Below are 25,924 nucleotides of genomic sequence, written 5' to 3' on the forward strand. Positions count from 1 at the left end.
CCATGAAAAAAGTAATAGCATTAGTTTTTTTTATAACCATTTTGGCTTGTAAAGAAGAGAAAAAACAAGAAGACGTAAAACAAGTTTTAGAAGAAAAAACAACACTTCAACCAATATCAGACTCAGACTTAGAAACTGCGGTTATTTACGAAGCAAACATCAGACAATATTCACCAGAAGGAACTTTTGAACAATTCACAAAAGACATTCCGCAGTTAAAACAATTAGGTGTAAAAGTGATTTGGTTAATGCCTGTTTTTCCTATTTCAGAAACAAAACGTAAAGCAACAGGAGGAGAAAACAGCAAGTTTGCAACCGACTTTCCAGAAACAGAACAAGGTAAATATTTAGGAAGCTACTATGCAGTGTCCGATTTCACTAAAATCAACCCAGAATTTGGAACTATCGAAGATTTTAGAAGCTTGGTAACTACTGCTCATGATAATGGAATTTATGTAATATTGGATTGGGTTCCTAATCACACAGGTTGGGATCATATGTGGTTAAAAACCAACCCAGAATATTACACGCAAAACGATAAGGGTGAAGTGGTGCATCCAGAAGGAACCGATTGGACAGATGTTGCAGATTTAAATTACAACAACCAGGAGATGCGTAAAGCAATGATTGTAGATATGAGTTATTGGCTAACAAAAGAAGGTATTGATGGTTTTAGATGTGATGTTGCAGGATCTGTACCAACGAATTTTTGGGAACAAGCCATTCCAGAATTACGTGCTAAAAAAGACATCTTTATGCTTGCTGAAGCTTGGGAGCCAGAATTGTTTAAAAAGGGATTATTTGATATGGGTTATGCTTGGGATGGACATCATGCTATGAATAAAATAGCTCAAGGCGAAGAAAAAGCAACAGCTTTTATAACGTATATGAAAGATAGAAATGAAACTTATGAAGCTAATAATATCCTTATGAACTTTGTAACCAACCATGATGAAAATTCTTGGAATGGAACTATAAAAGAACGTATGGGTGATGCTAGTGAAACCATGACCGTTTTAAGTTATTTAACACCAGGAATGCCATTAATTTATTCTGGTCAAGAGTATGACTTAGATCACAAATTATTATTTTTTGAGAAAGATAGTTTTCCGCATACCAAAGGAAATACATGGAAATTGTTAGAGAAACTAGCTAAGCTTAAAATCACTAGTTCTGCTTTACATGGAGGGAAATATGCTGCTTCCTTCGAAGAAATAGAAGTTGCTAATAAAAATGTTTTAGCATTTAAACGAAGTAAAAATGGAAGTGCTATTATATATTTTGCGAACATGTCTGATAAAGCTTTGAAAACAAGTTTGCCACAAAAAGGAAAGTATATAGATTATATGTCAAACACTGCATTCGAAATTAATGGAGATGCAATAACATTAGAACCTTGGGAGTATAAAATATTAGTAGAGTAGTTGTTGTAGACTATATTAGGGCTTGACATTGTAACTAAGTAAAAAGCTTCACATTTGTGAAGCTTTTTTGTTTTTAATATGTTTATTTTAAAGTAATAGGAAATTCGGCAACTGTTGCATCCCAACCTATTTTTAAATGCACCTTTTTTTCTGAAGCTTCGTATAAAGCAATCGATAAGTTCTCAATCTCTTTAGTGCTTTTTGTTACAGGTACAGTAACACTAGCAATATCTTTACTAGCATCGTAACCGTAATTTCCCCAACCATCTAATTCTGTGTTTAACTTTAATGTCCATTCTTTTTCAGTAGGAATAATAATTAAAGTATAACGTCCTGCTTTTATCTCTTTTCCGCCAAAAAGCACATCATTTAAAAATAGAATTTCTGTAGATTCGTTTGCTCCAATTCTCCAAGCTTCTCCAAATTTCAAAAGTTTTCCAAATACTTCTCTCCCTTTTTTAGCAGGACGAGAATAAGTAACTCTCATTTGCGGAAATAAAGCTTTTTGTTTAGCAATATTTTTTTCAAAAGTTCTGTGTGGTGCTTCATCTGGATAATAAGCGCGATCCATTGGGCTTTTGTCCATTTTTGCAAATTTTTGTGCATTTACAGTCGTTCCCATTAATACAACTGCGATAATAAATAGTAATTTATTCATTTTAGTTTTTGTTTAAATTAATTATATTTTCAGTTTCAATTTTAGAAAGCTCTATTAGTTTACCAGCTTCATAAAGAGCAGGTAAATCTTTTAAAGGCGTTTCAACTTCAGCTTTATAATTTATATAATCTTGAAATGTTATGCTATCTATAACCCTAGTATTGTAAGCACTTCTAAAACGAACACCACCTTTATTTACTTTATAGCTGTAAGCCAAATAACCTATCTTTTTTGTGTCTTTATTTATCCAATAGTAAAATTCGTCATCATGGTCTTCTCCACCACCTTCTTTATTAAATGTAATTTCTATAGCATCGTAACTCTTGCCTTTAATGATGGTGCTTTCAATATATTTAGAATTTACAGCTTTGTCACTTAGTTTATATGGAAGAGTTGCAAAATAAATAACAGAGTTTATTGAGCCGGTTCCACTTGTAATTTCTTTCTCAGAAAGTTCTACAGGTTTTCCATTAATTATTCTCTTAAAATTCTCGTTTGTTAAAATATCATTTATTGTAGACTCATCTTTGTTATAGTTTTTTCTATATTCATAGTTGTTTCCGTCGTTTTTAAATTGATAAATTTTATCTCTAAAAACGAAAGAATAATGTGCTGAATTATATAAATCACCACCATGAGCAGCGATTGTTTCATTTAAAATTATCTGAGATTTTGTCAATTTATCGTTTTCAGAAGTGCTAACGGTTTCTTCTAAAGAATCAGTTGTGGTATTATTTTTATTATTACATGAAAAGAATACAAATGCAAAAAGGAGAACTGAAACAGTTTTTAATATAGACATTGTTGATTTTAATTTTTATAAAACTACTCACTTTGTCGTATTCAAAGCAAACAACTTTCAATGAAGGAATAATTAATCACCTTCTTAAGGTAAATGATTTAATTAATTTTTGTTGATTATGAGTTAGTTAACTGTTATATTTAATAAAATAAATAAAAAATGTATAATTACAAAGCAAAAATAATAGCCGTTTACGATGGAGATACTGTTACTGCAGTTGTGGATTTAGGGTTTCTTCATTCTCAAGAAATGAAATTAAGACTTTTTGGTATTGATACTCCAGAAATGCGAGGCGCAGAAAAAATAGAAGGGAAGAAGGTAAGAGATATCGTGCGTGAAATGATTTTAGATAAAGAAGTAGAAATACATTCTTATAAAGATAAACAGGGCAAATATGGACGTTATTTGGCAACTATTCTTATTGATGGATTAGATCTTAATAAATGGTTAGTAGATAATGGTCATGCTAAAGTTTATCTTCCATAAAAAAAGCGACTCATTAAAGAGTCGCTTTTAGTGTATTTTTATTTTTCTAATCCTGGAGGATATTTTGTCATAATTTCTGCAACAAACTCTTTAATTCTAGCTTCTCTTTTGTCTACATTAGAAGATGTGTTTAAGTAACCAGAGCCTTTTCCTTGCCAAACAAGTTCTTTCTTCTTAGCGTCTATTAAATCTATATATAAACTTCCTTGAGTTGAGGTACTTACATTGTTATTAAAGTTGTTATAGAATGGACTCCATCCCCAACCATAACCATAAGCTCCATAGCCATTATTGTATACGTTTACTTCTTGTCTTTCTTTTGTAAAAAGACTCACTAGTAAATCTGGGTTTTCAGACTTAGTAAAACCTTTAGCTAAAAGTTCTGTTTCTATAGCGCGTAAAATTCTACGTTTGTCTAAATCGCTAATTTCTGCTTTATCAATTCCTGTTTTAAAAAACGCAAAGGTTTTATACGAATTAAAGTCGGCATTTTTATCGTAATCGGAAGCTACCCGAACCGAAGTACAAGAACTAGCAATAATAAGTAACGCTAGAAATGGTAATGTTTTTTTTATTAATTTTTTCATAGTAAAAAGATGTTAAAGGTTATAACGAGTCAATTATAGCATCATCTACAATATTTGGCAATGTTACTTTTAGGTTAGGTTCGATTTCCATAGCGCGTTTTATTGCAAAAACAGCACCTTCGTTTCTTGCCCAACTTCTTCTAGAGATCCCATTATTAACATCCCAGAATAACATTGATTTTAAGCGTTTTGAAGCTTCTTTACTACCATCAAGAACCATACCAAATCCACCATTTATAACTTCTCCCCAGCCAACGCCACCACCATTATGGATGCTTACCCAAGTTGCTCCACGAAAGCTGTCTCCAATAACATTCTGGATTGCCATATCTGCTGTAAAGCGAGAGCCATCGTAAATATTGCTAGTCTCTCTGTACGGAGAATCTGTTCCAGAAACATCATGATGATCTCGTCCTAAAATAACCGTTTCAATCTCTCCTTTAGCAATGGCTTGGTTAAAGGCTTCTGCTATTTTTGCACGACCTTCAGCATCTGCGTATAATATTCTAGCTTGAGAGCCAACAACTAATTTGTTTTCTTGTGCACCTTTTATCCATTGGATGTTATCAGTCATTTGTTGCTGAATCTCCTTTGGAGAGTTCTTCTTTATTTCTTCTAAAACGGCACAAGCAATAGCATCTGTCTTTGCTAAGTCTTCTGGTTTACCTGAAGCACAAACCCAGCGGAATGGCCCAAAACCATAATCGAAACACATTGGACCCATTATGTCTTGAACATAGCTTGGATATCTAAAATCGATACCGTTTTTAGCCATAATATCTGCTCCAGCACGAGAGGCTTCTAATAAAAAAGCATTTCCATAATCGAAGAAATAAGTGCCTTTTGCTGTATGTTTATTAATAGCATCTGCATGACGACAGAGTGTTTTTTGAACTTCAATTTTAAATTGCTCTGGATTATTAGCCATCATATCGTTTGCATCTTCAAAAGATATTCCTGTTGGATAATAACCTCCAGCCCAAGGATTGTGAAGCGAGGTTTGGTCGCTTCCTAAATCGATATGAACATTCGCTTCGTCAAACTTCTCCCAAACGTCTACAATGTTTCCTAAGTAGGCTATTGAAATGGTTTGTTTTTCAGCTTTAGCTTTATTTACACGTGTTACCAATGCATCTAAATTGGTGATTTTTTCATCTATCCAACCTTGGTCTAAACGTACTTGTGTAATTTTCGGGTTTACTTCTGCACAAACCGTTATACAGCCAGCAATATTCCCTGCTTTTGGTTGTGCACCAGACATTCCGCCTAATCCAGAAGTAACAAAAAGATTTCCCTTTGGTTCTTTATTTATTTTTCTAAATGCATTTAAAACAGTTATAGTTGTACCATGTACAATTCCTTGCGGACCAATGTACATATAACTTCCTGCAGTCATTTGTCCATATTGTGTAACGCCTAATGCATTAAATTTTTCCCAATCGTCTGGTTGAGAGTAATTAGGAATCATCATTCCATTTGTAACAACAACACGAGGTGCTTCTTTATGCGAAGGAAATAAACCCATAGGGTGACCAGAATACATTGTTAGTGTTTGCTCGTCATTCATTTCGGCTAAATATTTCATTGTTAAGCGATATTGTGCCCAATTAGAAAAAACGCCACCATTTCCACCATAAGTAATCAATTCGTGAGGATGTTGTGCGACTGCATAATCTAAGTTATTCTGAATCATTAACATAATTGCAGCTGCTTGTTTAGATTTTGCAGGATATTCACTTATTGGTCTCGCATACATTTTGTAATCTGGACGTAAGCGATACATGTATATCCTACCGTAAGTGTCTAACTCGTTTTTAAACTCTAAAATTAGTTCTTTATGGTCTTTCTTGTCGAAATACCTTAAAGCATTTCGTAAAGCTAATTTCTCTTCTTCTTTAGAAAGAATAGCTTTGCGTTTAGGCGCGTGATTTATGTTTTTTTCGTAAGGTTTTGGAGCTGGTAAATGCTCAGGAATACCTTCTAGAATTTGTGTTTTAAAAGTAGAATTCATTGTGGTTAATTCTTTTTTTTTATTGAATTAGTATTTTTATCGAATCCGTAAGGGCAATGTCTGCAGCCACTTTCGCAGCAATAACCTCGTTTTAGGTGGTATTGTTCAGTGAAGCATCTGTAGCCTTCAGGCGTTAAATAATAGTCGCCTTCTTCTATTGGAATGTGTTTTTTCATAAGTATATTACAAATATAATGTAAATTAGAACAAAATTTCCTTGGTGTAAAACCAAGGTTCCCAATAAACTGTCATTCCCAAGACATTGATAATGGAGTGATTTTTGAAACCAATATTTTGTGATTTTAATTTCTAAATATATAGTACCTAAAGGTTATACTGGTATAACTATTTTTCCTTTTGTTTTTCTGAAGCGTAAATATTTGAAAACAAATATGGTTTTAATAAACCATGAAAAGATACATTTAAGACAGCAGATTGAACTGTTAATAATCCCGTTTTATATCTTTTATAGTATTGAGTTTCTTGTTAGATTAATTCAATATAAGAACTGGTACACTGCTTATATGAATATTTCTTTTGAACGAGAATCTTATCAAAATCAAACAAATTTTAGTTATTTAAAGCAACGTCGTTTTTGGAGCTTTTTAAAGTATATTCGTGCTCATGATTTTTAAGTTAGAAAATAGTGTTAATCTACGTGTAGATTTATCAAGTAATTTGAATGTAGAGCTTTTTGTAAAACGAGAAGACGCAATACATTCTATTATTTCTGGAAACAAATACAGGAAATTAAAATATAATATAGAAGCAGCTAGAAAAGAAGGCAAGGACACGCTTTTAACTTTTGGAGGTGCGTTTTCTAATCATATAGCAGCAGTTGCAGAAGTTGGTAGAATTTATAATTTTAAAACCATTGGTATTATTAGAGGTGAAGAATTAATATCTAAAATTAATGACAATTCTACACTAAAATATGCTCAAGACTGTGGTATGCAATTTAAGTTTATTAGCAGAACAGATTTTAGAAATAAAGAAGATTTAAACTTTGTTGAGCGTTTAAGAAATGAATTTGGCGATTTTTATAATATTCCAGAAGGTGGTACAAATACTTTAGCAGTAAAAGGTTGTGAGGAAATTTTAACAGAAGCTGATTCTCGTTTTGATTATATTTGTGCACCAGTTGGAACAGGTGGGACATTATCTGGTTTAATAAATAGCTCTAAATCTAATCAACAAGTTTTGGGTTTTTCGGCCTTAAAAGGAGACTTTTTACAAGAAGATATTAGTAAATTTGCAAAACAAGATAATTGGAAATTAATTACCAATTACCATTTTGGAGGTTATGCCAAAATAAATAATGAATTGGTAACGTTTATTAATGAGTTTAAAGCTCTAAATAATATTAGGTTAGATCCAATTTATACAGGAAAGATGTTATTTGGAATTAAGGATATGATTAGTAATAACTATTTTCCTAAAGGCTCAAAAATATTAGTTATTCACACAGGAGGATTACAAGGGATTGCAGGAATGAATAACAGATTAAAACAGAAAAATTCACCATTAATACAATAGTTGATGAATAGAATATTTGTAATTTTATGCTTACTAGCTTTAGTCTCTAGTTGTGGCTCAAGTAAAAAAGTAACGACCAAAAAGGCTAAAAACAAAACGCATCGTGTTGTTAAAACAAAAACGAAAAAGAAGTCTAAAGATTTAATAGAACCAGAGGTTACTATTGTTGAAACATCAGAGAGTTATGCAACGCCTACAGACGAATATATTGCTATATATAGTGATATAGCTCAAGACGAAATGCGTAATTATGGTGTGCCAGCAAGTATTACTTTAGCTCAAGGTATTTTAGAGTCTGGTTCTGGAAAAGGTCGTTTGTCTACAGAGGCAAATAATCACTTTGGTATTAAATGCCATAAAGGATGGACAGGTGGGAAAATATATCATGATGATGATGCCGATCAAGAATGTTTCAGAAAATATAAAAATTCAAAATACTCATTTAGAGATCATTCGCTATTTTTAAAAGAACGTAAGCGTTATGCAGGATTGTTTGCACTCGGAAAAGGCGATTATGAGTCTTGGGCAAAAGGTTTAAGAGCTGCAGGTTACGCAACAGATAGAAAATATCCTCAAAAATTAATAAGCCTTATAGAGCGTTACCAATTATATCGTTTTGACAACGACGTTTTAGGTGTTGAGTCTAGTGTAAACGACAAACATACTGTTGTTTCGGGAGATACTTTATTTGGTTTATCAAGAAAGTATAATATTTCAGTACCAGAATTAAAAGCATTAAATAGCTTAGAATCTAGCGACTTGTTTGTAGGACAAGTGTTATTTATTAAGCCCATTCCTAAAGATTAATTATAATGATTTATAAACGTAGTAGCATTCTTTTCGCAGCAGCGGAAAAAGTAATTCCTGGAGGAGTAAATTCTCCAGTTCGAGCATTTAAAGCAGTTGGAGGAACACCAATATTTGTTAAAGAAGCAAAAGGAGCTTATTTGTACGATGAAGATGGAAACATCTTAATCGATTACATTAATTCTTGGGGACCAATGATTTTAGGTCATGCTTTCGAGCCTGTTGTTAATGCTGTAATCGAGAAAGCTAGAAAAGGAACGTCTTTTGGGATGCCAACAGAAATTGAAACTGAAATTGCAGAATTAGCAGTGTCAATGGTACCAAATATTGATAAAATTCGTTTTGTAAATTCTGGAACAGAAGCTTGTATGAGTGCTGTAAGATTAGCAAGAGGTTTTACTGGAAAAGATAAAATTATAAAATTTGCAGGTTGTTATCATGGACATAGCGATTCGTTTTTAATACAAGCAGGAAGTGGAGCAGTGACTTTTGGTAGCCCAAATAGTCCTGGAGTTACTGAAGGAACAGCAAAAGATACGTTGCTTGCTAATTTTAACGATTTAGCAAATGTTGAAGCGCTAATTAATGCGAATAAAAATGAAATTGCTTGTATAATTATAGAGCCAGTTGCTGGTAATATGGGTTGTATTCCACCATTAGATGGTTTTCTTCAAGGTTTAAGATCACTTTGTGATGCTAATGATATTTTATTAGTTTTCGATGAGGTTATGACGGGTTTCCGCCTGGCAAAAGGTGGTGTTCAGGAATTATATGGAGTAGATGCAGATATTGTTTGCTTTGGTAAGGTTATAGGTGGTGGTTTGCCAGTTGGTGCCTTTGCCGCTAGAAATGAAATTATGAATCACTTAGCACCTTTAGGTCCTGTGTATCAAGCGGGAACTTTAAGTGGGAATCCACTAGCTATGGCTGCAGGATTAGCTATGCTTACAACGCTAAATAATGATAAAGATGTTTTTAATCGTTTAGCTGAAAAAACCGAATACCTTCATAAAGGTTTAGCAAAAGTTTTAAATAATAACAATGTTACACATACTATTAATAGAGTAGGTTCTATGATTTCGGTTCATTTTGATGAGACTAAAGTTATAGATTTTAAAACTGCTGCAAAAGGTAATAACGACATGTTTAAAATCTTTTTTCACGGCATGCTTAATCAGGGTATTTATATTGCTCCAAGTGCATTTGAAACTTGGTTTATTACAGATGCGCTAACTTATGAAGATTTAGATAAAACAATAGAAGCTTGTAATACTGTTTTTAAGTAGTATAAAGTTTTCTGAAAAAAAAAGGCGATTACTATTTGTAGTAATCGCCTTTTTTATGCTTTATGAAGTTGAGTTATTCAACTGTTTTTTTATTAGTAATATTTAAATACCTGTTATATAATTCTTCACCTAAAGCCGTTTTTAAATCTGCTTGTAAAGAGTAGTTTAATTTAGATACAACTTCTGTGTTTCCAGACGCTTTAGAATCTTCTATAGCAGCTAAGTTTTTTTCATATGCATGGTATGCATTGTAAACTTGCTCTAAAGTATTGTCATTAAATTTTAATGTAGAGCGCATTTCCTTTGCCTTAAGATAAGCTTTCTCTTTAGTGTTAACTTTATCTTGAGCTAATGCAGATTGAGTACCAATTAACATTGCAAATGCAAAAAAGCAAAATGTAAATATTTTTTTCATTGTTATAGTTGTTATACGTTAATAACTCAAAGTAAAGCTATTTTGTTAAAGATTGCAAATAAAAAAGTACCGAATAGATAATCGGCACTTTTTTACTTTTAAAGGTTTTAGGTAAAATTACTCCTTTTCCATTTTATGGTCTCTTTTTTCACCTTTTTTGTGCTTCATCTTACCACGTTTTCCTTTCATTATCCTTTTTTTAGACATTTTGTTATACTTTTCATATTGCTCTGGAGTTAAGATTTTTTTCATTTCTCTTTTTGTCGCAATTTGATGATCTAGTTTGTCGTTTTTCCTTTTTAGCTTATCGTCTGGAGTTAATTTTTTGTCAGCATCTTTTAATGCCATTCTTTTTTCCATTCCAGTTTTACGTAATTCTGCATTTTTAATGTTTAGTTTTTCAACTTTGTTTTGTTGGTCTTGAGAAAGATCTAAAGCAAGCGTCATTTTTTTAGTATTAATTTTCGCCATTTCTATTGGGTCCATGTTTTTATGTTGCTCCATTTTTTCTTTTCGCAACTCTTTTCTATCTTCTTTCTTGTCTTGAGCTGTTACTTGTAAAGCAAATAAGGCTAATGCTACTATTAATATTTTTTTCATCTTTATATTGTTTTAATTGTTATTCATTCTTAAGACATTAAAAAAATAAAATGGTTTAATGCTTAAGTGATTTTTAAGCTTTAATTAACAGATTGTGCTTTAGTAACCAACTCTAATGTTACTGTGTATAAAGATCTATTTTCCATTTTACTTTTTAGCCATGCAAAATAACTCATTACAAAAATGTCTTCACGTTTAGCTTCTACCCAAACAAAGGCATGTTCTATTTTATTAATAAAAGATTCTGTTTTTATGCTTTCAGGGTTTTTATAATAAGCTTCAATAAACTGTAGGTAGATAATAACGCGTTTTTGGTTTATGCTTTTTAAATAGGAGGAATAATTTCGTTTAAAGCTTAGTAATCGTGAGTCTACTAAATCTATATTTTCTAATTCGATATGTAGAATAATTTCAACTAAATTCTTTTTAATAACCCATTCTTTTCCAGTTTTAGTTTCGTAATAATTATCTGTATGGTAGAAAGATTTAAATAGTGTATGCGCTTTTTTGTAATCCTGTGCTTGAATATAGTACATAGCCAGACTTAAGCTTATATCTAGTACTGTTTCGATGTCTTTATGCTTTTTAAGGAGTAAAGTTTCTAGTAATGTAATGGCTTCCGTTTGTTGGTTAGAGTAATTAAGATTTAATGCTAATAACAGATTGTGTTTAAGTTTAAATGCAGAATTGTGTTTTTTGTTCTGCTTTAACATGTGGGCTTGCATGAGCTCTAAATATTCTATAGATTCGGTAAATTTTTTATTTCTGAAGAATGTATTTGCTACCAAGTACAATACCTGAATATGGTAATATAACTGCTTCTCTTTGCTTTTGTATTGCTTAAGTTTCTGATATGTTTTTACCAAAAACGGTTCAATTTTATAGTAATCTTTGCTTACAAAAGCCGATAAACTAACTATTGTAATTAATTGATACAAGGACTTAAAAGACATAGAGTCGTTTAAACTAATATTATAGTCTTTAAAAGTGTTTTCAAGTAGGTTTTCAAAATCTAAGCTATTTCTTTCGTGGTGGTCTTGCGCGATAATTTGTCGAATTTTGGCATAAACAATATTAAGTTGGTCTTCTAGGAAGTAGTTTTTCTGATTTATTTTAAATTTTTCAATAACACTATCAATCTCTATTGAAGGATTAGCGTAAGCATATTGAATTTTGGTGTGATATATTTCATTTAAAATAGGAAACAATAAATGTTCGCTTGCTATAACTTCAGCTTTATCTAAAATTTTATAAGCAACCTTGTATTGTTTGCGGGCTAAAAAAGTACGCGATGCTAAAATGTGTTTTATAAGCTGCATGTCTATAGAGTTTTCTTCCTCTAAACTAGTATTGGCTATAAAATCTATAATAGACAGGTGTAATCTTTTTCTTAAAGCATGGTAGGCATCTTTTTGAGTTTTGTTATATAATTTTAGAAAAACAGCCTTAGAACCTAATTCGTTTTTAGCTAATAATTTAAACAAAGCAATGTTTTTGGTGTCGCTCCTTTTGTTCTTTTTTTCAAGGTAATTAACAAAGAGGAGCTTTTCATCTTTAGAAAAAGTGCTTATTATTTCGTTTAAATTTATCATTTAATCGTCAGTTATATAATTGTATTCTATATAAATATAGTAATATTTAAAGTTATAGTGTAAAATATATCGTCAGTTTTTTGTTAATACTGTTTTCGTCAACTTTAGATTACGTCGCATATTTGCTTCATAATCATTAAAACAAAAACAATTATGGATTATCAAACAACAGTTTCTTTAAAAGAAGCAGAAAAAAAGAAAAAGAATAAAAAAGAAGAACCATTTTTTGACCAAAAACCAACAATAGCTTTTGTTGGAGCATCGTGGACAGCGTTATTAATTGGTATAGTTGCTTATTGTGTAGGTTTATGGAATGCAACTATGGCGTTAAATGAAAAAGGCTATTATTTCACCATTTTGTTATTTGGTTTGTTCTCAGTTATTTCTGTGCAAAAAGCAGTAAGAGATAAAATGGAAAACATTCAAGTTACAGAAATGTATTACGGTATAAGTTGGTTTGCAAGTATTGCAGCAATAGCTTTATTAGTTATTGGCTTGTGGAATGCAGATTTAGAATTAAGTGAAAAAGGATTCTATGGCATGTCTTTTACTTTAAGTTTATTTGCCGGAATTGCTGTGCAAAAAAACACTAGAGATATTGCTTTTATAGATAACAACGAAACAGAAGACATCTAAGGTTTTGTTTTGATGAAGGTTAGTTAACCTTAAGTGGCGTGACTTTTAGTTGCGCCATTTTAAATTTAAAAGGATATAGGAGTATAAATAAATTAGGAAAGCTTCTTGTTTTATACTTATGCTTAAAAAAAAGATTAAATTGATGAAATATTAAATAAAACACGAATGCATTCAAAACTCATAAAAGAATTGCCAGAGTTAGTAGAAAACGATGTAATATCTCAAGATGTTGCTTCGAAAATAGAGCGTTATTACCAATCTAAAACAAACGAAACTCCTAATAGATTATTTACCGTTTTTGGGGTGTTAGGCTCTGTTTTAGTCGGACTTGGTCTTATTTTAATACTAGCACATAATTGGGATAATTTCTCTAAAACAATTAAAACACTCTTTGCTTTTGCACCATTAATAGTTGGACAAGTATTGGTTGGTTTTTCAATTTTAAAGAAAAAAAGCCAAACGTGGAAAGAAGCCTCAGGCGTGTTTTTATTTTTTGCAGTTGGTGCTTCCATAGCAATGGTAAGTCAGATTTACAATATTCCAGGAAATTTCACTAATTATATGTTGGTCTGGATTTTACTTTGCGTACCACTAATCTATCTTTTAAAATCTCATGCACTTGCATTATTACACCTTGTGTACGCAACTGTATATGCTTGCAACTATGGATATGCTAATGGTAGTAAAGCGCCTTGGTTGTTTTTAGTGCTGCTTTTATTACTACTTCCATATTATATAAATCTAATTAAAAGTAGGCCTAAAGCAAATATTACGTCGATTTTTAATTGGTTATTACCAATAAGTCTCGTTATTACTTTGGGTGCGTTTATTACAAAATTTGATGAGCTTATTTTCTTGTCTTATATTATTTTATTCGGTTTGTTTTATAATTTAGGAAAACTCCCAGTATTAAATAATTTAAAATTAAGACAAAACGGTTATTTGGTTTTAGGATCTTTTGGAACTGTTGTTTTATTGCTAATAGCAAGTTTTAGATGGGTTTGGGAAGACGTATTGCGTATTTCTTCTTTCTCAGGAAAAGAAACAACCTTGGTTATCGTATTATTTGTAGTTGCTTTAGGTGTTTTAATTTATTTATTTCTGAAAAAACAAGTTGACAAATTCAACCTATTCCATTACATCTTTATAATAATGACGATGTTGTTTTTTGTTGGTTTAAAAAACGATGTCTCACCAACTGTTATTACCAATGTATTGTTATTAGTTTTAGGAATAAATGCAATAAAAATAGGAGTAGATAAAATGCATTTTGGTGTTTTAAATTACGGGCTAATAATTATTACAGCTTTAATATTTTGTCGTTTTTTCGATACTAACATGAGTTTTGTTATTCGAGGTTTGCTGTTTGTAATTGTAGGGATTGGTTTTTTTGCAACTAATTATGTAATGCTTAAAAAGCAGAAATCTAAAGAAACTAAAATATTAAAATAACACATTAAGAAGATGAAATTAAAATACATATTCACGCTATTTATACTTGTTGTAATAGCACAGTTATTTGTTCCAATGCAAATGATTTTTGGACAAGAAGCTGTTTTGAAAAACGGAAAAGCATATAAGTTTAGAACTCAACCTATAGATCCAAGCGATCCATACAGAGGGAAATATATAACTTTGAGATACGATATAAATACGGCTATTTCTGTAGATTCTACTTGGGAAAGAAAACAAGACATTTACGTATATTTTGAAGAAGATAGTTTAGGTTTTGCTAAATTAACAGAGATAAGTAAAGAGCCTTTAGTAAATGTAAAAGATTACGTAAAAACCCAAGTAAATTGGTATAGTAAATACGATAAAAAAGTGACCTTTAACTTACCATTCGATCGTTTTTATATGGAAGAAAACAAAGCTAAACCAGCCGAAGATGCTTTTAGAACAGCTCAACGCGATACCTTACCAAATAATACTTACGCTTTAGTTTATGTAAAAGATGGTGAGGCCGTTTTAAAAGATGTTTTAATAAACGAAATTTCTATTGCAGATTATGTAGAGGAGAATTAATACTATATAAACTGTAAAATCAAAAAGAAGATTAAATGTGTTTTAATCTTCTTTTTGTCCTGTCTTTAGCTTTGTAATAATAGTTTCAAGGCAAGATTTTACTATTTAGTGTATTCAATAGAAGTGACTCCATTGTTTTGAACAATTTTCATGTTTCTTTTTGTTGCATAAAAATTCATCCATATGCCATTTAGTAAGGGATTATTGTTTGCTTTGAAAACACTAATTTGAATGACTACATTTTCTAGTGCATCAATTTTTTGGTGACCATTTGCAGAAATATTATAATTTGCTGCTGATATGCCGTGAGTTCCGTCGTTCCAATCATACCAACTCACAATTACTTCTTCGTTTAAGGTGTTTTCCATGTTAAATGTGTACTTCATAATAAATATTTTTAAAGATTAATAACGATGTAAAGGTATGCTGGAATGTGTGTTTAATTAAACGTAGGAATACTGAAGATTATAAACACGTAAAAATACGTAAGAAATTAGTAATCAGCATTTTGTGTTGTTTTTTTTTGTAACTGATTTAAATAATATGAAGTTTGATAATATTGAAGAAAGAGTAATGTTATTACTGCTTTTTGTTCTTGTAATTTGAGTTAACTTAATCTTGCTTATTTTTTATTCAGTCTTTTTCATTGTTTAAGATGTCAATTTCGTCCATTATCATTTCGTTTAGAATAAAAATATTAGACAAACTAGAATTATCTTTTTTTTGAATTTCACCTTTGAAGATGAAGTTTCTGCCATCTAGTTTAATAGAGGCCTTTAGACTGTTCATTAAAGACTGTGTTGCGCTACTTTTTAAAATCAATTCAGAGAATTTACTTTTTTTGCCAGAAAAATTAAAAGCATCAGTTCTAGTTACAAATGAGAGAAAATTAGCATCGGTTAAAGAGCAAGAAGTAAATTCTGTTTTTAAATTATTTTTTCTAGACTTGAGTGCTATTTGTATTCTTTTTTTATCCCATTTAACAAAAATACCAACAGACCAGTTATTCCGGTTCTCAACAAACTTAACTTCTCCTTTAAGAAGTGTTTTTATTGAATTAATAATAGGTTGAGTAAATTTATGTTTTTCTTCCAAGGATTAATTTGTTGTTAAACAACTAATATATCTCATTTTAGCCAAAACTAAAATCGTTACCCAACATTTATATCAGTATCAAAAATTCCCTAACTTTACAAAACCAACAATCAATTCACTAAAACTCATGAAAAAAGTAATATATCTATTAGCATTCGCTACTATCTTTTCTTGTAAAGACGAAGTAAAGCAAACTGAAATCACCGAAACCGAAACACCTAAAACCATAATGCAAACCAATTTAGACAAATATGTAAGTGTAAAACTTACCGCAGATTTAAGTGTATTATCTAAAAAGGAAATGCAAATGCTACCTATTTTAATTAGTGCAGCCAATAAAATGAACGACTTGTTTTGGTACGAATCTTATGGAGATTGCGATGCTTTATTAGATGCAGTAACAGATGAGGATACTAAAAAGTATGTGAAAATAAATTATGGTCCTTGGGACAGATTGGATAATAATAAGCCATTTGTAGATGGAATAGGAGAAAAGGCAAAAGGAGCTAATTTCTACCCAAAAGACATGACTAAAGAGGAGTTTGAAAAAGCTTCTATGGAAAACAAAACAAGTATTTATAATTTTGTAAGACGCGATGGAGATGGTAATCTATTTACTATACCTTACCATAAGCAGTTTGAAGCAGAGGTTAAAGAAGTCTCACGTTTACTACTACAAGCTGCTGAATTAGCAGAAGATAAAGGGTTAAAAAACTATTTAGAATTAAGAGCTGCTGCAGTTTTGAATGATGATTACCAGAAAAGTGATTTCGCTTGGATGGATATGAAAACAAATACTTTAGATATAGTAATTGGCCCAATTGAAACTTACGAAGATCAACTTTTTGGAAACAAAGCAGCACACGAAGGTTATGTGTTAATTAAAGATCAAGAATGGAGCGCAAAATTAGCTAAGTTTAGTAGTTTTTTACCAGAGCTTCAAAAAGGATTGCCTATAGATGTTAAATATAAAAAAGAAAAGCCAGGAACAGATAGCGATTTAAACGCTTACGATGTTGTGTTTTATGCTGGAGATTGTAATTCTGGGAGTAAAACAATTGCCATTAACTTACCTAACGATGAAGAAGTTCAGCTTAAAAAAGGAACAAGACGTTTGCAACTTAAAAATGCAATGCGTGCTAAATTCGATAAAATATTAATGCCAATTTCTAGTGTTTTAATAGAAGAGAGCCAACGTAAACATATTACTTTCGATGCCTTTTTTGCAAATACAATGTTTCACGAAGTGGCACATGGTTTAGGGATTAAAAATACTATTAACGGAAACGGAACAGTTAGAACATCGCTAAAAGAACACGCAAGTGCACTTGAAGAAGGTAAAGCTGATATTTTAGGATTATATATGGTGCAGCAACTCCATAAAAAAGGAGAATTAAAAGAAGATTTAAAAGATAACATGGTTACGTTTATGGCAGGTATTTTTAGATCTGTACGTTTTGGAGCATCGAGTGCACATGGAAAAGCAAACATGATACGTTTTAATTTTTTCCAACAAATGGGAGCTTTTACAAGAAATGAAGATGGGACTTATAAAGTGAATTTTCAAAAAATGGAAAGTGCTATGGAAATGCTTTCAAAAGTGATATTAACCTATCAAGGAGATGGTGATTATGATGGTGTTGCCAAGTTTGTTGAAAACTACGGAAGTATTCCTGAGCAATTACAAAAAGACTTAGATCGTTTAAGTGATGCTAGTATTCCTGTAGATGTTGTTTTCGAACAAGGAGTAGAAGCATTAGGTTTAAACTAATACTAGCCTAATATTGTTGATTTTGAGTGCGATCGAAAATTATACATTTCGATTGCACTCAATATAACAAGTCTTTAATAAGAAAAATATTTTTTGCTAACTTTTTTGTTTTATCGTTAAATAGTTGTCTTTTAGCGAAAAATATATAGGTTTTTTTTAATTATTTGCAACAAATAGGATAATTTGTTAGTTTTAAATATCAAAGTAAAGCTAATGGAATATTTTATTATAATCGCTGTTTTATGTGTACTTGTTATATTTAGAGTTTCTAAAACACTAAATAAAATAAGAGCATTACGTGAGAACGGTGTAAATATTTCAAATAAAAACGGTTATTATAAGTTTTTGTCAAACGTTTTTCTTCAAGACCTTCCATCTTAAAACTATCTCGTATGATAAGTTTTTTTTTGCTATCTATAAACTGTTTACATAGCTTCTTACTAAATTATAACCTTGAGAGTGTACCATTGTCACACCAATAAGAGGCATGCTATAATTAAATTGATAATCTTGCATTCTATTATCTATATCAAAACGTTTTGCGTAGATGTTTGTTTGGTTAAAAGGAGTTTCAAAAGCTAATTTCATTACAGATTCTAATTCTGCAGAACCTCCAGAATTATGACAAGTTGCGCAATTAACCTCCATATATGCTCTAGCTCTTTCCTCTGTAGTTAAAGATGTGTCTTCCCAATCTGGAAGTGCGTTTATAGTAGATGTGTCGAAACTATTAATGTAACCATTGGTTACAAAAGTGTTAAGTTGATTGTTTTTTGTTAAGTTTCTTAGTTTTGGACCAATAGGTTGCATTGTATTTGCATTACTGTGGCAAGTTATACAATCGTTACCTTCTGGAATTGTATAATTTACATTTTGTGTTTCTCCATCATCATCAATGTATGTTATACTTGCATTGCTTGCAGTATTATCTAAAACAGCATCTGTTTGTGCAGCATTCCATTTGTAGTTTCCAGTTTCCCATATTCCATTTTGTTTAATTAGAATTCGAGTTTCAATAATTTGTTTCCCTAATGCAGGATCTCTATCATCATTATAATAATAAAATGTTTTTGCGATAACAGTATTGTCAGGAAAGGTTGGTAAAAAATCATCTATAGCGTTAAGTTTTTCTCCGTTTGGCAATGCTATAACACGTTGTTTTTTAGAGTAATTTGTAAATAAAGCAGTGTTTAAATTGTATTCGAAAGCATATTCGCTAGGAGATAAATCGCTCAATAATCCTTCAAATAAATTTAAGCTTGAAAGGTTTTGTAAAAACTCTGGAATTACTAATGGTGTTGGTTCTGCAGCTACTGGTTCCATAGTTTCGTCTTCACTACAGTTAAAAACAAATAATGTAAAAAGTAAAATATATGCAATTTTTTTCATAATAAATTGATTTATTGTAAGTGAAAATAAGTGTTTACTTTAATAAACACAACTTAAGCATAACAATTTAATATAAAGAATTCGATTTTTATTAAAACCGAAGCAATTGTTTTTTTTTCGTAAATTTTTTGAAACCCATTAACTTTAAACAACTGAACTTTATGAGAATATTAAAAGAATTATTATTGTTTTAATATTTTTTAGATAGTGAGCTTTAAACTGAGAAAGAAACACTGTTTTTTTAATTAAGTTTAAGATATTCAGCAATTAAAAGTTGATGATCTGAGAAACTATAATTATACTTATTTAATCTAGAAGCGTAAATAGATTTACCAACCCATATTTGGTCTAACTCCAATAAAGGAATGCCAAATGGCCATGTAGCAGTAAATCCATCAGAATAATCGCGCAAACTTGTGTAGTTGTTTTTGTAGTTATTAAAGTGAATACTTTCGTAAGGTGTATTGAAATCGCCTAGAATGAAATCTACTTCATGTGTTTCAGAAAAATCTATTATAGTTTTTAAGGTTTCAGCTTTGCTGTAAAACAGACTCGCATAAACATCTGCAATAAGAAGTTTTATAGTCTTATCGTTTACAACTGCAGTTATATAATTATATTTAAAGCGTTTCTTTTTTGTTTGGTAATTAACAGATTTAATGCTTCCTTTTACACCAACAATCATGTTTCCTTTTAGTTTTTGAAAAGAATATAGTTTAAATTTTTTTCTTATTACCTCAAATTCCTCACTCGAAATATTATCTGCTTCAACAAAAGTTAGAATGTTGATAGGGAATTCTTCTATCTTTTTTGAAATAATATCTAAAGGAAAACCACTTTTGTTTTTAGCAATATTCCAGAATAGAACAGAATTGTTTTTTACATCGTTAGTTCTAATTTTTGGTAAATAATAAGCTTTAGAAAAGAAGTGAAAAGTTAAAAAGCACAAAACAACTATCAAGCTATAGAAGTGTTTTTTGTTTTTTTGAAATACTACAGCTGTGAAAATGCCATAAAGGATTATAAGTATTATTGGAGTAGCATAAAACAGAATGCTTAGCGGGAAAATATAATCTTTTAGAAAAAAATGGATAAGCAATAAAAAAGCATACACTCCAAGAATGTATGCTTTATATTTATTTAAAAATGTAATCACTTGTTAAACTATTTCAACAAACAAACCATCATCGGTTTTGCTAACTTTAGCAACACCAAGTTTAGTTAATCCTTTTACGGTTTTATCCCATTTTTTATTACTTAAACCAGATTGACTTTTTAAGTCGTTCAAGTCAATAGGTGAGTTTTTCTTTAAGATTTCGAAAACTGCTTTTTCCTCTTCATTCATCGGAACCGCTTTTTTCTCTGGTCTCATTTGAGGAAAGAATAAAACTTCTTGTATAGATTGGTTATTTGTTAAAAACATAATTAACCTGTCCATACCAATTCCCATTCCAGATGTTGGAGGCATACCGTATTCTAAAGCGCGTAAAAAATCTTCATCTATAAACTCTGTAGCTTCGTCGTCTCCTTTTTGAGCCAATTTTAATTGGTGCTCAAAACGCTCGCGTTGGTCTATTGGGTCGTTAAGTTCAGAATATGCATTAGCTATTTCTTTACCACAAACCATAAGCTCAAAACGCTCTGTTAATTCTGGATTATCTCTATGCTCTTTACATAAAGGACTCATCTCTTTTGGGTAATCTGTAATAAATGTTGGTTGTATGTAATTACCTTCACATTTTTCGCCAAAAATTTCATCTATTAACTTTCCTTTACCCATAGTTCCATCCACATCAATTCCCATGCCTTTTGCAGCATCAAAAATTTCAGCTTCAGTTTTTCCGTAAATATCAAAACCGGTAAATTCCTTTATAGAATCTGCCATTGTAATACGTTTGTAAGGCGCTTTAAAATTTATTTTGTGTTCTCCAAAAGTAGCTTCGCTAGTTCCATTTACTGCTATGGCACAATGCTCCAACAATTTCTCACAGAAATCCATCATCCAATTGTAGTCTTTATAAGCTACATAAATTTCCATTGCTGTAAATTCTGGATTATGGGTTCTATCCATTCCTTCATTTCTAAAGTTTTTAGAAAACTCGTAAACACCATCAAAACCACCAACAATTAAACGTTTTAGGTATAATTCGTTAGCAATTCTCATATATAATGGAATGTCTAAACTGTTATGATGCGTCATAAAAGGACGTGCTGCTGCACCTCCAGGAATTGGTTGTAATATTGGCGTTTCGACTTCAAAATATCCTGAGTCGTTAAAGAAATTACGCATCGCGTTAAATAACTTTGTACGCTTAATAAATACTTCTTTTACCTGTGGATTTACAGCTAAATCTGCATAACGTTGTCTGTAACGCATTTCTGGGTCTGTAAAAGCATCGTAAGTTTTTCCATCTTTTTGTTTTGGAATAGGTAATGGCTTTAATGCTTTACTTAGCATTTTAAAGTTTTTTACCATAACGGTTTTTTCACCAACTTGAGTGGTAAATAACTCGCCTTCTACACCAATAATATCTCCTAAATCTAATAGTTTTTTAAATACAGTATTGTACAATTCTTTGTCTTCACCAGTACAAATTTCATCTCTGTTAAAGTAAAGTTGTATGCGTCCTTCAGCATCTTGTAACTGTGCAAAAGAAGCTTTTCCTTGAATATTAATTGCCATCAATCTCCCAGCAATAACAACCTGTTTGCCTTCCTTAAAGTCCTGTTTTATCTTTTTCGATGTTTCAGAAACTGGAAATAAATCGGCAGGATAAGGGTTTATACCCAAATCGCGAAGCTTTGCTAGCTTTTCTCTTCGTACGAGCTCTTGCTCTGATAATTGTGACATAATATAATTTTGTTTAAGCCGACAAAGATAATGGCTTTGTAACAAAACGCAATAGTTTGCGTCCTATAATTAAACCATCAATCATCACTGGACAATGTTCAGTTTAAAAATTAAATCACATTATGAGTATTTGGAGAGTTATCCTGTCAATTATTTGTCCACCTTTAGCAGTCTTAGATAAAGGCTGTGGCTCAATAGTAATCACTTTTTTATTATGGCTTTGCGGTTGGGTTCCTGGTGTTATTGCTGCTTTAGTGATATTAAATAACCCTGAGAAATAATGTTCAATAATCATTTACCAATTATCAGTGTTAAATGTTAATTGATAATTGTTAACTGAAACTATAAAACCGTAATTTTGTAGTCTATGAATAAAAAAATCAAACTTCAAGATTTAGGTTCTAAAGATTTTAAAGACACTTGGGATTACCAAGAGGAATTATTTAAAGGTGTTTTAGAAACCAAAATTAAAAACAGAAGAGAAGATGCTGGTTTAGAAACGAGCAATTATTTTTTGTTTGTAGAACATCCACATGTTTATACTTTAGGTAAAAGTGGAGATGTGTCTAATTTATTGTTAGATGAGAAACAACTTACGCAAAAAGGAGCCACTTTTTATAAAATAAACAGAGGAGGAGATATTACGTATCATGGTCCTGGACAAATTGTAGGTTATCCTATTTTGGATTTAGATAATTTTTTTACAGATATCCATAAGTATCTTCGTTTTCTTGAAGAAATGATAATACTTACACTAGAAGAATACGGCCTAAAAGCTGAGCGTTCTCCAGGAGAAACAGGAGTTTGGCTTGATGTTGGAACACCGTTTGCTAGAAAGATTTGTGCACTTGGCGTTCGTGCTAGTCGTTGGGTAACGATGCATGGTTTTGCATTAAATGTAAATGCCGATTTAGGATATTTTGATAATATTATTCCTTGTGGTATTCGTGGAAAAGCAGTGACATCGCTTAATGTAGAATTAGGTAAGAAGGAGGTTGATGAAGCTGAAGTTAAAAGCAAACTACTAAAGCATTTCACGACTCTTTTTGAAGCAGAATTTATAAATAATTAAAGTTGAAAGACTTTAAATTATACATACTCAATGCTGTTTTAATTTTTATAGTTGGTTACCATATTCTTCCAGATTTCTCTCTTAAAAAAAGCGATTTTAATAAAGTTTCAGGAATACTTTCTTCAGCGAAAATAGAAAATAAAGACGATGGTCGTTCTAGAGATTATGGTTTTAAAAATGCCGCTAGAAAACGCTTGATTTTAAACCTTAGTGATAGGCAATTGCATGAATATTATGTTTCAGATATTTACAAAAATCATTGGGAAACATTATTAAATCCTAATGCTATTGGTCAAGATCTTGTATTGTACTTAGGAGTTGGAGAGCAACAAGAAGATCCTTTTAGAATTGAATTAAACAATGCAGTGGTATATGATACTGATGTAAGATTTTATAGGAATTTGTTAATCATGCTTTTTACGTTAGCATTAACTATAAGAAATTTATTCTTCTATTTTAAAACGGAAAATGATGTTGACTTTACTACAGATTTAAAAGCAGAACATCATTCTTTTGCTACTTTTTTAAAACGCAAAGCGATTGGCTTACGAGATTATTTTTTGAAATAATAAATAAAAAGAGTACTTCTAGGTTTTGCTTTTATAATACTTTTTAAAACAGAATTTTTTAATAAAATTATTGATAAGAAGTATAGGCCTGAGCAAGCAAATCGACTTGAAATTTTTTAAACTCTTTATTTTTAATTCTTTCAACTAATGCTGGGTTTTTTCTGAAATATAGCGAAGCCCATTTTCTAAATTTAGAATTACTTAAATCATGCATGCTAATTACTGTGGGTGCTATTTTATTTGTTTTTTTTAACAAATAACTTGTGCCAAAAACAATATTTCTTCCTTCGTAGCTGTGAGTTGCTAGTTCTCCTTTTATGTTTACATAATAAGACTGTGTACTAATATAGACCTTAATTAAAGTATTGCTAAAGATTACCATAAACCATTCTTTGCCAAAATAAGTAGAAGTTCTTTGTTTTTTAAATGGCTTGGTGGTTATTCCCATATTATTTCTTTCAAAAAAATATTTATTACCATTAATAGTATATAAAATTTGGTAGATATCGTCACTCTTAATACTAGTAGCGATTTTGCTTCCAGTATATTTTACTTTTATAGAGGTTTCAGTAATCTTGTTTTTAGGTAATGTAGTGCTGCCTTCAATAGTTTCTCCGTTTAATAATAATACTTTTGAAGTAAAATAAGCTTGAGCTTGAATATTAATAGATATGAGAAATAGAAATAATATTAAAGTGTTTTTTATCAAGAGTTAAAATAAAGATGTTTGAATGTTCTTTAGCATTAGTATAATAATACTAATTTGTAGGTGATAACTTATTAGCAATATTTATGGTTCTATGTTTTTGGAAGGCCTTTTTCTTCTTTTCCATAAAATTTAACTAAGATTTTACCAAAAATAAAGTACAAGTACAGCAATGCCTCCAACTAAATAGCCGTTTTCCAATAGTTCTTTAAATTCATAATTAAAGTATACTAGTATTAGGCATATAATAAATTGAAGAATAGCATAGGAAATATTGCCTTTTGGACTATATCCAAATAGCCCTAGAAAATGAGTTTTGGTAAGCCCGAAAATTAAATGCGGCATTGCATTTACTAACAAAGCACCAATAATAAAATCTATTAAAGTCATTTTTTAATGTTTTCGGTGATAATACTAAGCTAGATTATATATATTAAATTTAAAAAAGCCTGTCCTTATTATTAAGTCAGTTTTTTAAATAATAAAATCTGGCTAATAGCTTTTATTCTATAATCTCGTAGTCAATACTTAATTTTCTCAAAGCTCTTAAAGCAGAGCCAGAATTTTTATCTGCTACTTCTATGTCTACAGCATCTCCTTCTAATAGTATATCCATAAGTTCGTTCGCTAACGAGTCGTTTATGTTAGAAGAAACCTCTGCAATACATTTAGCTATAGCTCTTCTATCTGGTCTTTGAGCATCGCAAGACAATAAGTTTAATTTCATAATTATAATATATTACAGTTTAATTTCGAAGTTCGACTATTTTTTTGATAAAGCCAAGTTCTCTAACTGTCCATCAATCTAATATTAGAGAATTATCCTTCATTAAGAAGAAATAGATTACGAAGTAATACGTTTTGTATGCCTTCGTGCTTTATAGGTTACTCAGGTTTTTGTTCTTCCTTGTTAATTATCTGTTTTTTTATTGCTTGATGTAAAACCGTTTTAGCTTCTGCAAAGGATATGCTATAAAGACGATTAAATTTATGAAACTCTTTTGGGAAGTCTTTTAATAAAGAAGTGTAATAGGTGTCTAGTTCAATTTGTGTTGGTAATTCGAATTTTAATTTTAATTGAAAACGCCTTAATAATGCAGAATCTATAGTTTTACTATAATTTGTGGCAGCAATTAAAAGTGCATCGTTGGGATAGTGATCTATAAGTTGAATAGTACTATTCACCAAGCGTTGCATTTCGGCAGAATCTTTTTTGTTATCACTTCTAGATGCTCCTAAATAATCGAACTCATCTATAAATAAAATAGCTTTTCCTAAAGCTGCTTTTTTAAATACTGCTGAAACATTTTTTGAAGTTTCTCCTAATCTAGCCGAAACAATAGTACTTAGGTCTATAGTATAAATTTTCTTGTTTAAATGTTTTGCAATGGCTTTTGCGGTTGTTGTTTTACCACAACCAGTATGTCCATAAAGCAATATTTTATTATCTACAGATAAATTATATTTCCCTAATGCTTCTATATGAGAAAACTCTTTTAACAAGGTTGTTAAAGCAGTTTTGTTTTCTTCACTAAATTGAATATCCTTTAATTCAACTTTGACTTCATTGTTAATTACTAAATTAGAAATTCCCATTTTATTTATT

The 25,924-nt window shown here is 30.7% G+C and carries 29 protein-coding genes; 12 read left to right on the forward strand and 17 right to left on the reverse strand.

The annotated features are described in order from the left end of the window. Positions 1 to 2 precede the first annotated feature (2 nt). Positions 3 to 1,424, forward strand: a complete 1,422-nt coding sequence (locus CW733_RS16155; RefSeq protein WP_100998515.1) for an alpha-amylase family glycosyl hydrolase — start codon at positions 3 to 5, stop codon at positions 1,422 to 1,424. An 82-nt stretch (positions 1,425 to 1,506) separates the two neighbouring features. Here CW733_RS16155 and CW733_RS16160 read toward each other — a convergent pair whose 3' ends face one another. Further along, positions 1,507 to 2,082, reverse strand: a complete 576-nt coding sequence (locus tag CW733_RS16160; protein WP_100998517.1) for a DUF2911 domain-containing protein — start codon at positions 2,080 to 2,082, stop codon at positions 1,507 to 1,509. A 1-nt stretch (position 2,083) separates the two neighbouring features. Next, entirely contained in the window at positions 2,084 to 2,884 is an 801-nt protein-coding gene (locus tag CW733_RS16165) for a DUF6503 family protein (protein ID WP_100998519.1), read from the reverse strand. Positions 2,885 to 3,043: 159 nt separating this feature from the next. On the opposite strand from CW733_RS16165, the gene CW733_RS16170 reads away from it, so the two are divergent. Then, complete coding sequence (locus CW733_RS16170) at positions 3,044 to 3,370, forward strand: thermonuclease family protein (protein ID WP_100998521.1); 327 nt, start codon at positions 3,044 to 3,046, stop codon at positions 3,368 to 3,370. Positions 3,371 to 3,408: 38 nt separating this feature from the next. Here CW733_RS16170 and CW733_RS16175 read toward each other — a convergent pair whose 3' ends face one another. Genes CW733_RS16175 through CW733_RS16555 form a run of 3 tightly spaced genes read right to left on the reverse strand, consistent with a single transcriptional unit; the run spans position 3,409 to position 6,144 of the window. Next, entirely contained in the window at positions 3,409 to 3,957 is a 549-nt protein-coding gene (locus CW733_RS16175) for a DUF4136 domain-containing protein (RefSeq protein ID WP_100998523.1), read from the reverse strand. Between the two features lie 19 nt (positions 3,958 to 3,976). Further along, positions 3,977 to 5,968, reverse strand: coding sequence for a urocanate hydratase (locus CW733_RS16180; RefSeq protein ID WP_100998525.1), 1,992 nt, complete (start codon positions 5,966 to 5,968; stop codon positions 3,977 to 3,979). Positions 5,969 to 5,973: 5 nt separating this feature from the next. Next, positions 5,974 to 6,144, reverse strand: a complete 171-nt coding sequence (locus tag CW733_RS16555; protein WP_198520087.1) for a DUF5522 domain-containing protein — start codon at positions 6,142 to 6,144, stop codon at positions 5,974 to 5,976. Between the two features lie 448 nt (positions 6,145 to 6,592). On the opposite strand from CW733_RS16555, the gene CW733_RS16190 reads away from it, so the two are divergent. The 3 genes from CW733_RS16190 to hemL are packed head-to-tail and all read left to right on the forward strand — an operon-like array spanning position 6,593 to position 9,597. Further along, entirely contained in the window at positions 6,593 to 7,504 is a 912-nt protein-coding gene (locus CW733_RS16190) for a 1-aminocyclopropane-1-carboxylate deaminase/D-cysteine desulfhydrase (RefSeq protein ID WP_100998529.1), read from the forward strand. 3 nt (positions 7,505 to 7,507) lie between these two features. Next, positions 7,508 to 8,311, forward strand: a complete 804-nt coding sequence (locus tag CW733_RS16195) for a glucosaminidase domain-containing protein (protein ID WP_100998531.1) — start codon at positions 7,508 to 7,510, stop codon at positions 8,309 to 8,311. A gap of 5 nt (positions 8,312 to 8,316) precedes the next feature. After that, a complete protein-coding gene (gene hemL / locus CW733_RS16200; RefSeq protein ID WP_100998533.1) occupies positions 8,317 to 9,597 on the forward strand; it encodes a glutamate-1-semialdehyde 2,1-aminomutase in 1,281 nt (426 codons plus the stop codon). Positions 9,598 to 9,670: 73 nt separating this feature from the next. Here hemL and CW733_RS16205 read toward each other — a convergent pair whose 3' ends face one another. The 3 genes from CW733_RS16205 to CW733_RS16215 all read right to left on the reverse strand — a co-directional run bounded on the left by CW733_RS16205 (position 9,671) and on the right by CW733_RS16215 (position 12,204). Continuing rightward, on the reverse strand, positions 9,671 to 10,012 hold the full coding sequence (locus CW733_RS16205; protein ID WP_100998535.1) for a hypothetical protein: 342 nt from the start codon (positions 10,010 to 10,012) through the stop codon (positions 9,671 to 9,673). A 117-nt stretch (positions 10,013 to 10,129) separates the two neighbouring features. Beyond that, positions 10,130 to 10,612, reverse strand: a complete 483-nt coding sequence (locus CW733_RS16210) for a hypothetical protein (protein ID WP_100998537.1) — start codon at positions 10,610 to 10,612, stop codon at positions 10,130 to 10,132. 80 nt (positions 10,613 to 10,692) lie between these two features. Then, complete coding sequence (locus tag CW733_RS16215) at positions 10,693 to 12,204, reverse strand: hypothetical protein (RefSeq protein WP_100998539.1); 1,512 nt, start codon at positions 12,202 to 12,204, stop codon at positions 10,693 to 10,695. A gap of 153 nt (positions 12,205 to 12,357) precedes the next feature. Between CW733_RS16215 and yiaA the strand changes: the two genes are divergently transcribed. The 3 genes from yiaA to CW733_RS16230 all read left to right on the forward strand — a co-directional run bounded on the left by yiaA (position 12,358) and on the right by CW733_RS16230 (position 14,865). Further along, positions 12,358 to 12,840 (forward strand): inner membrane protein YiaA, encoded by a 483-nt coding sequence (gene yiaA / locus CW733_RS16220; protein WP_100998541.1) that lies wholly within the window; start codon positions 12,358 to 12,360, stop codon positions 12,838 to 12,840. Positions 12,841 to 13,005: 165 nt separating this feature from the next. Further along, the gene (locus CW733_RS16225) at positions 13,006 to 14,292 is read left to right on the forward strand and encodes a DUF2157 domain-containing protein (RefSeq protein WP_100998543.1); all 1,287 of its coding nucleotides are present in this window, start codon (positions 13,006 to 13,008) and stop codon (positions 14,290 to 14,292) included. 12 nt (positions 14,293 to 14,304) lie between these two features. Next, positions 14,305 to 14,865, forward strand: coding sequence for a GDYXXLXY domain-containing protein (locus CW733_RS16230; protein ID WP_100998545.1), 561 nt, complete (start codon positions 14,305 to 14,307; stop codon positions 14,863 to 14,865). Positions 14,866 to 14,966: 101 nt separating this feature from the next. Here CW733_RS16230 and CW733_RS16235 read toward each other — a convergent pair whose 3' ends face one another. Together CW733_RS16235 and CW733_RS16240 are read right to left on the reverse strand one after the other, a co-directional pair. Next, positions 14,967 to 15,251, reverse strand: coding sequence for a hypothetical protein (locus tag CW733_RS16235; RefSeq protein ID WP_100998547.1), 285 nt, complete (start codon positions 15,249 to 15,251; stop codon positions 14,967 to 14,969). A 247-nt stretch (positions 15,252 to 15,498) separates the two neighbouring features. Further along, a complete protein-coding gene (locus tag CW733_RS16240) occupies positions 15,499 to 15,960 on the reverse strand; it encodes a hypothetical protein (protein WP_100998549.1) in 462 nt (153 codons plus the stop codon). Between the two features lie 127 nt (positions 15,961 to 16,087). Here CW733_RS16240 and CW733_RS16245 point away from each other — a divergent pair, with 127 nt between their 5' ends. Continuing rightward, entirely contained in the window at positions 16,088 to 17,731 is a 1,644-nt protein-coding gene (locus CW733_RS16245; RefSeq protein ID WP_100998551.1) for a Zn-dependent hydrolase, read from the forward strand. A gap of 414 nt (positions 17,732 to 18,145) precedes the next feature. Here CW733_RS16245 and CW733_RS16250 read toward each other — a convergent pair whose 3' ends face one another. The 3 genes from CW733_RS16250 to lysS all read right to left on the reverse strand — a co-directional run bounded on the left by CW733_RS16250 (position 18,146) and on the right by lysS (position 21,971). Beyond that, positions 18,146 to 19,120 (reverse strand): hypothetical protein, encoded by a 975-nt coding sequence (locus CW733_RS16250; protein WP_100998553.1) that lies wholly within the window; start codon positions 19,118 to 19,120, stop codon positions 18,146 to 18,148. 241 nt (positions 19,121 to 19,361) lie between these two features. Continuing rightward, positions 19,362 to 20,276 (reverse strand): endonuclease/exonuclease/phosphatase family protein, encoded by a 915-nt coding sequence (locus CW733_RS16255; protein ID WP_100998554.1) that lies wholly within the window; start codon positions 20,274 to 20,276, stop codon positions 19,362 to 19,364. Positions 20,277 to 20,279: 3 nt separating this feature from the next. Continuing rightward, positions 20,280 to 21,971 (reverse strand): lysine--tRNA ligase, encoded by a 1,692-nt coding sequence (gene lysS, locus CW733_RS16260; protein WP_100998556.1) that lies wholly within the window; start codon positions 21,969 to 21,971, stop codon positions 20,280 to 20,282. Positions 21,972 to 22,093: 122 nt separating this feature from the next. Between lysS and CW733_RS16265 the strand changes: the two genes are divergently transcribed. The 3 genes from CW733_RS16265 to CW733_RS16275 all read left to right on the forward strand — a co-directional run bounded on the left by CW733_RS16265 (position 22,094) and on the right by CW733_RS16275 (position 23,612). Beyond that, positions 22,094 to 22,252, forward strand: coding sequence for a YqaE/Pmp3 family membrane protein (locus CW733_RS16265; protein WP_100998557.1), 159 nt, complete (start codon positions 22,094 to 22,096; stop codon positions 22,250 to 22,252). An 86-nt stretch (positions 22,253 to 22,338) separates the two neighbouring features. Further along, on the forward strand, positions 22,339 to 23,043 hold the full coding sequence (gene lipB / locus CW733_RS16270) for a lipoyl(octanoyl) transferase LipB (RefSeq protein ID WP_100998559.1): 705 nt from the start codon (positions 22,339 to 22,341) through the stop codon (positions 23,041 to 23,043). Positions 23,044 to 23,045: 2 nt separating this feature from the next. Beyond that, positions 23,046 to 23,612 carry a hypothetical protein gene (locus CW733_RS16275; RefSeq protein ID WP_100998561.1) on the forward strand — a complete coding sequence of 189 codons (567 nt, stop codon included), beginning with the start codon at positions 23,046 to 23,048 and terminating at the stop codon, positions 23,610 to 23,612. 67 nt (positions 23,613 to 23,679) lie between these two features. On the opposite strand, the gene CW733_RS16280 is transcribed toward CW733_RS16275, so the two are convergent. The 4 genes from CW733_RS16280 to CW733_RS16295 form a co-directional block, all read right to left on the reverse strand. Beyond that, positions 23,680 to 24,321, reverse strand: coding sequence for a hypothetical protein (locus tag CW733_RS16280; protein ID WP_100998563.1), 642 nt, complete (start codon positions 24,319 to 24,321; stop codon positions 23,680 to 23,682). 141 nt (positions 24,322 to 24,462) lie between these two features. Continuing rightward, positions 24,463 to 24,708: a hypothetical protein gene (locus tag CW733_RS16285; RefSeq protein ID WP_198520088.1), complete on the reverse strand. Its 246-nt coding sequence runs from the start codon at positions 24,706 to 24,708 to the stop codon at positions 24,463 to 24,465. Positions 24,709 to 24,820: 112 nt separating this feature from the next. Continuing rightward, positions 24,821 to 25,045, reverse strand: a complete 225-nt coding sequence (locus CW733_RS16290; RefSeq protein ID WP_100998565.1) for a hypothetical protein — start codon at positions 25,043 to 25,045, stop codon at positions 24,821 to 24,823. A gap of 158 nt (positions 25,046 to 25,203) precedes the next feature. Next, positions 25,204 to 25,914 carry an AAA family ATPase gene (locus CW733_RS16295; RefSeq protein WP_100998567.1) on the reverse strand — a complete coding sequence of 237 codons (711 nt, stop codon included), beginning with the start codon at positions 25,912 to 25,914 and terminating at the stop codon, positions 25,204 to 25,206. Positions 25,915 to 25,924 lie beyond the last annotated feature (10 nt).

This window comes from Lacinutrix sp. Bg11-31 (assembly GCF_002831665.1).
Lineage (GTDB): Bacteria > Bacteroidota > Bacteroidia > Flavobacteriales > Flavobacteriaceae > Lacinutrix.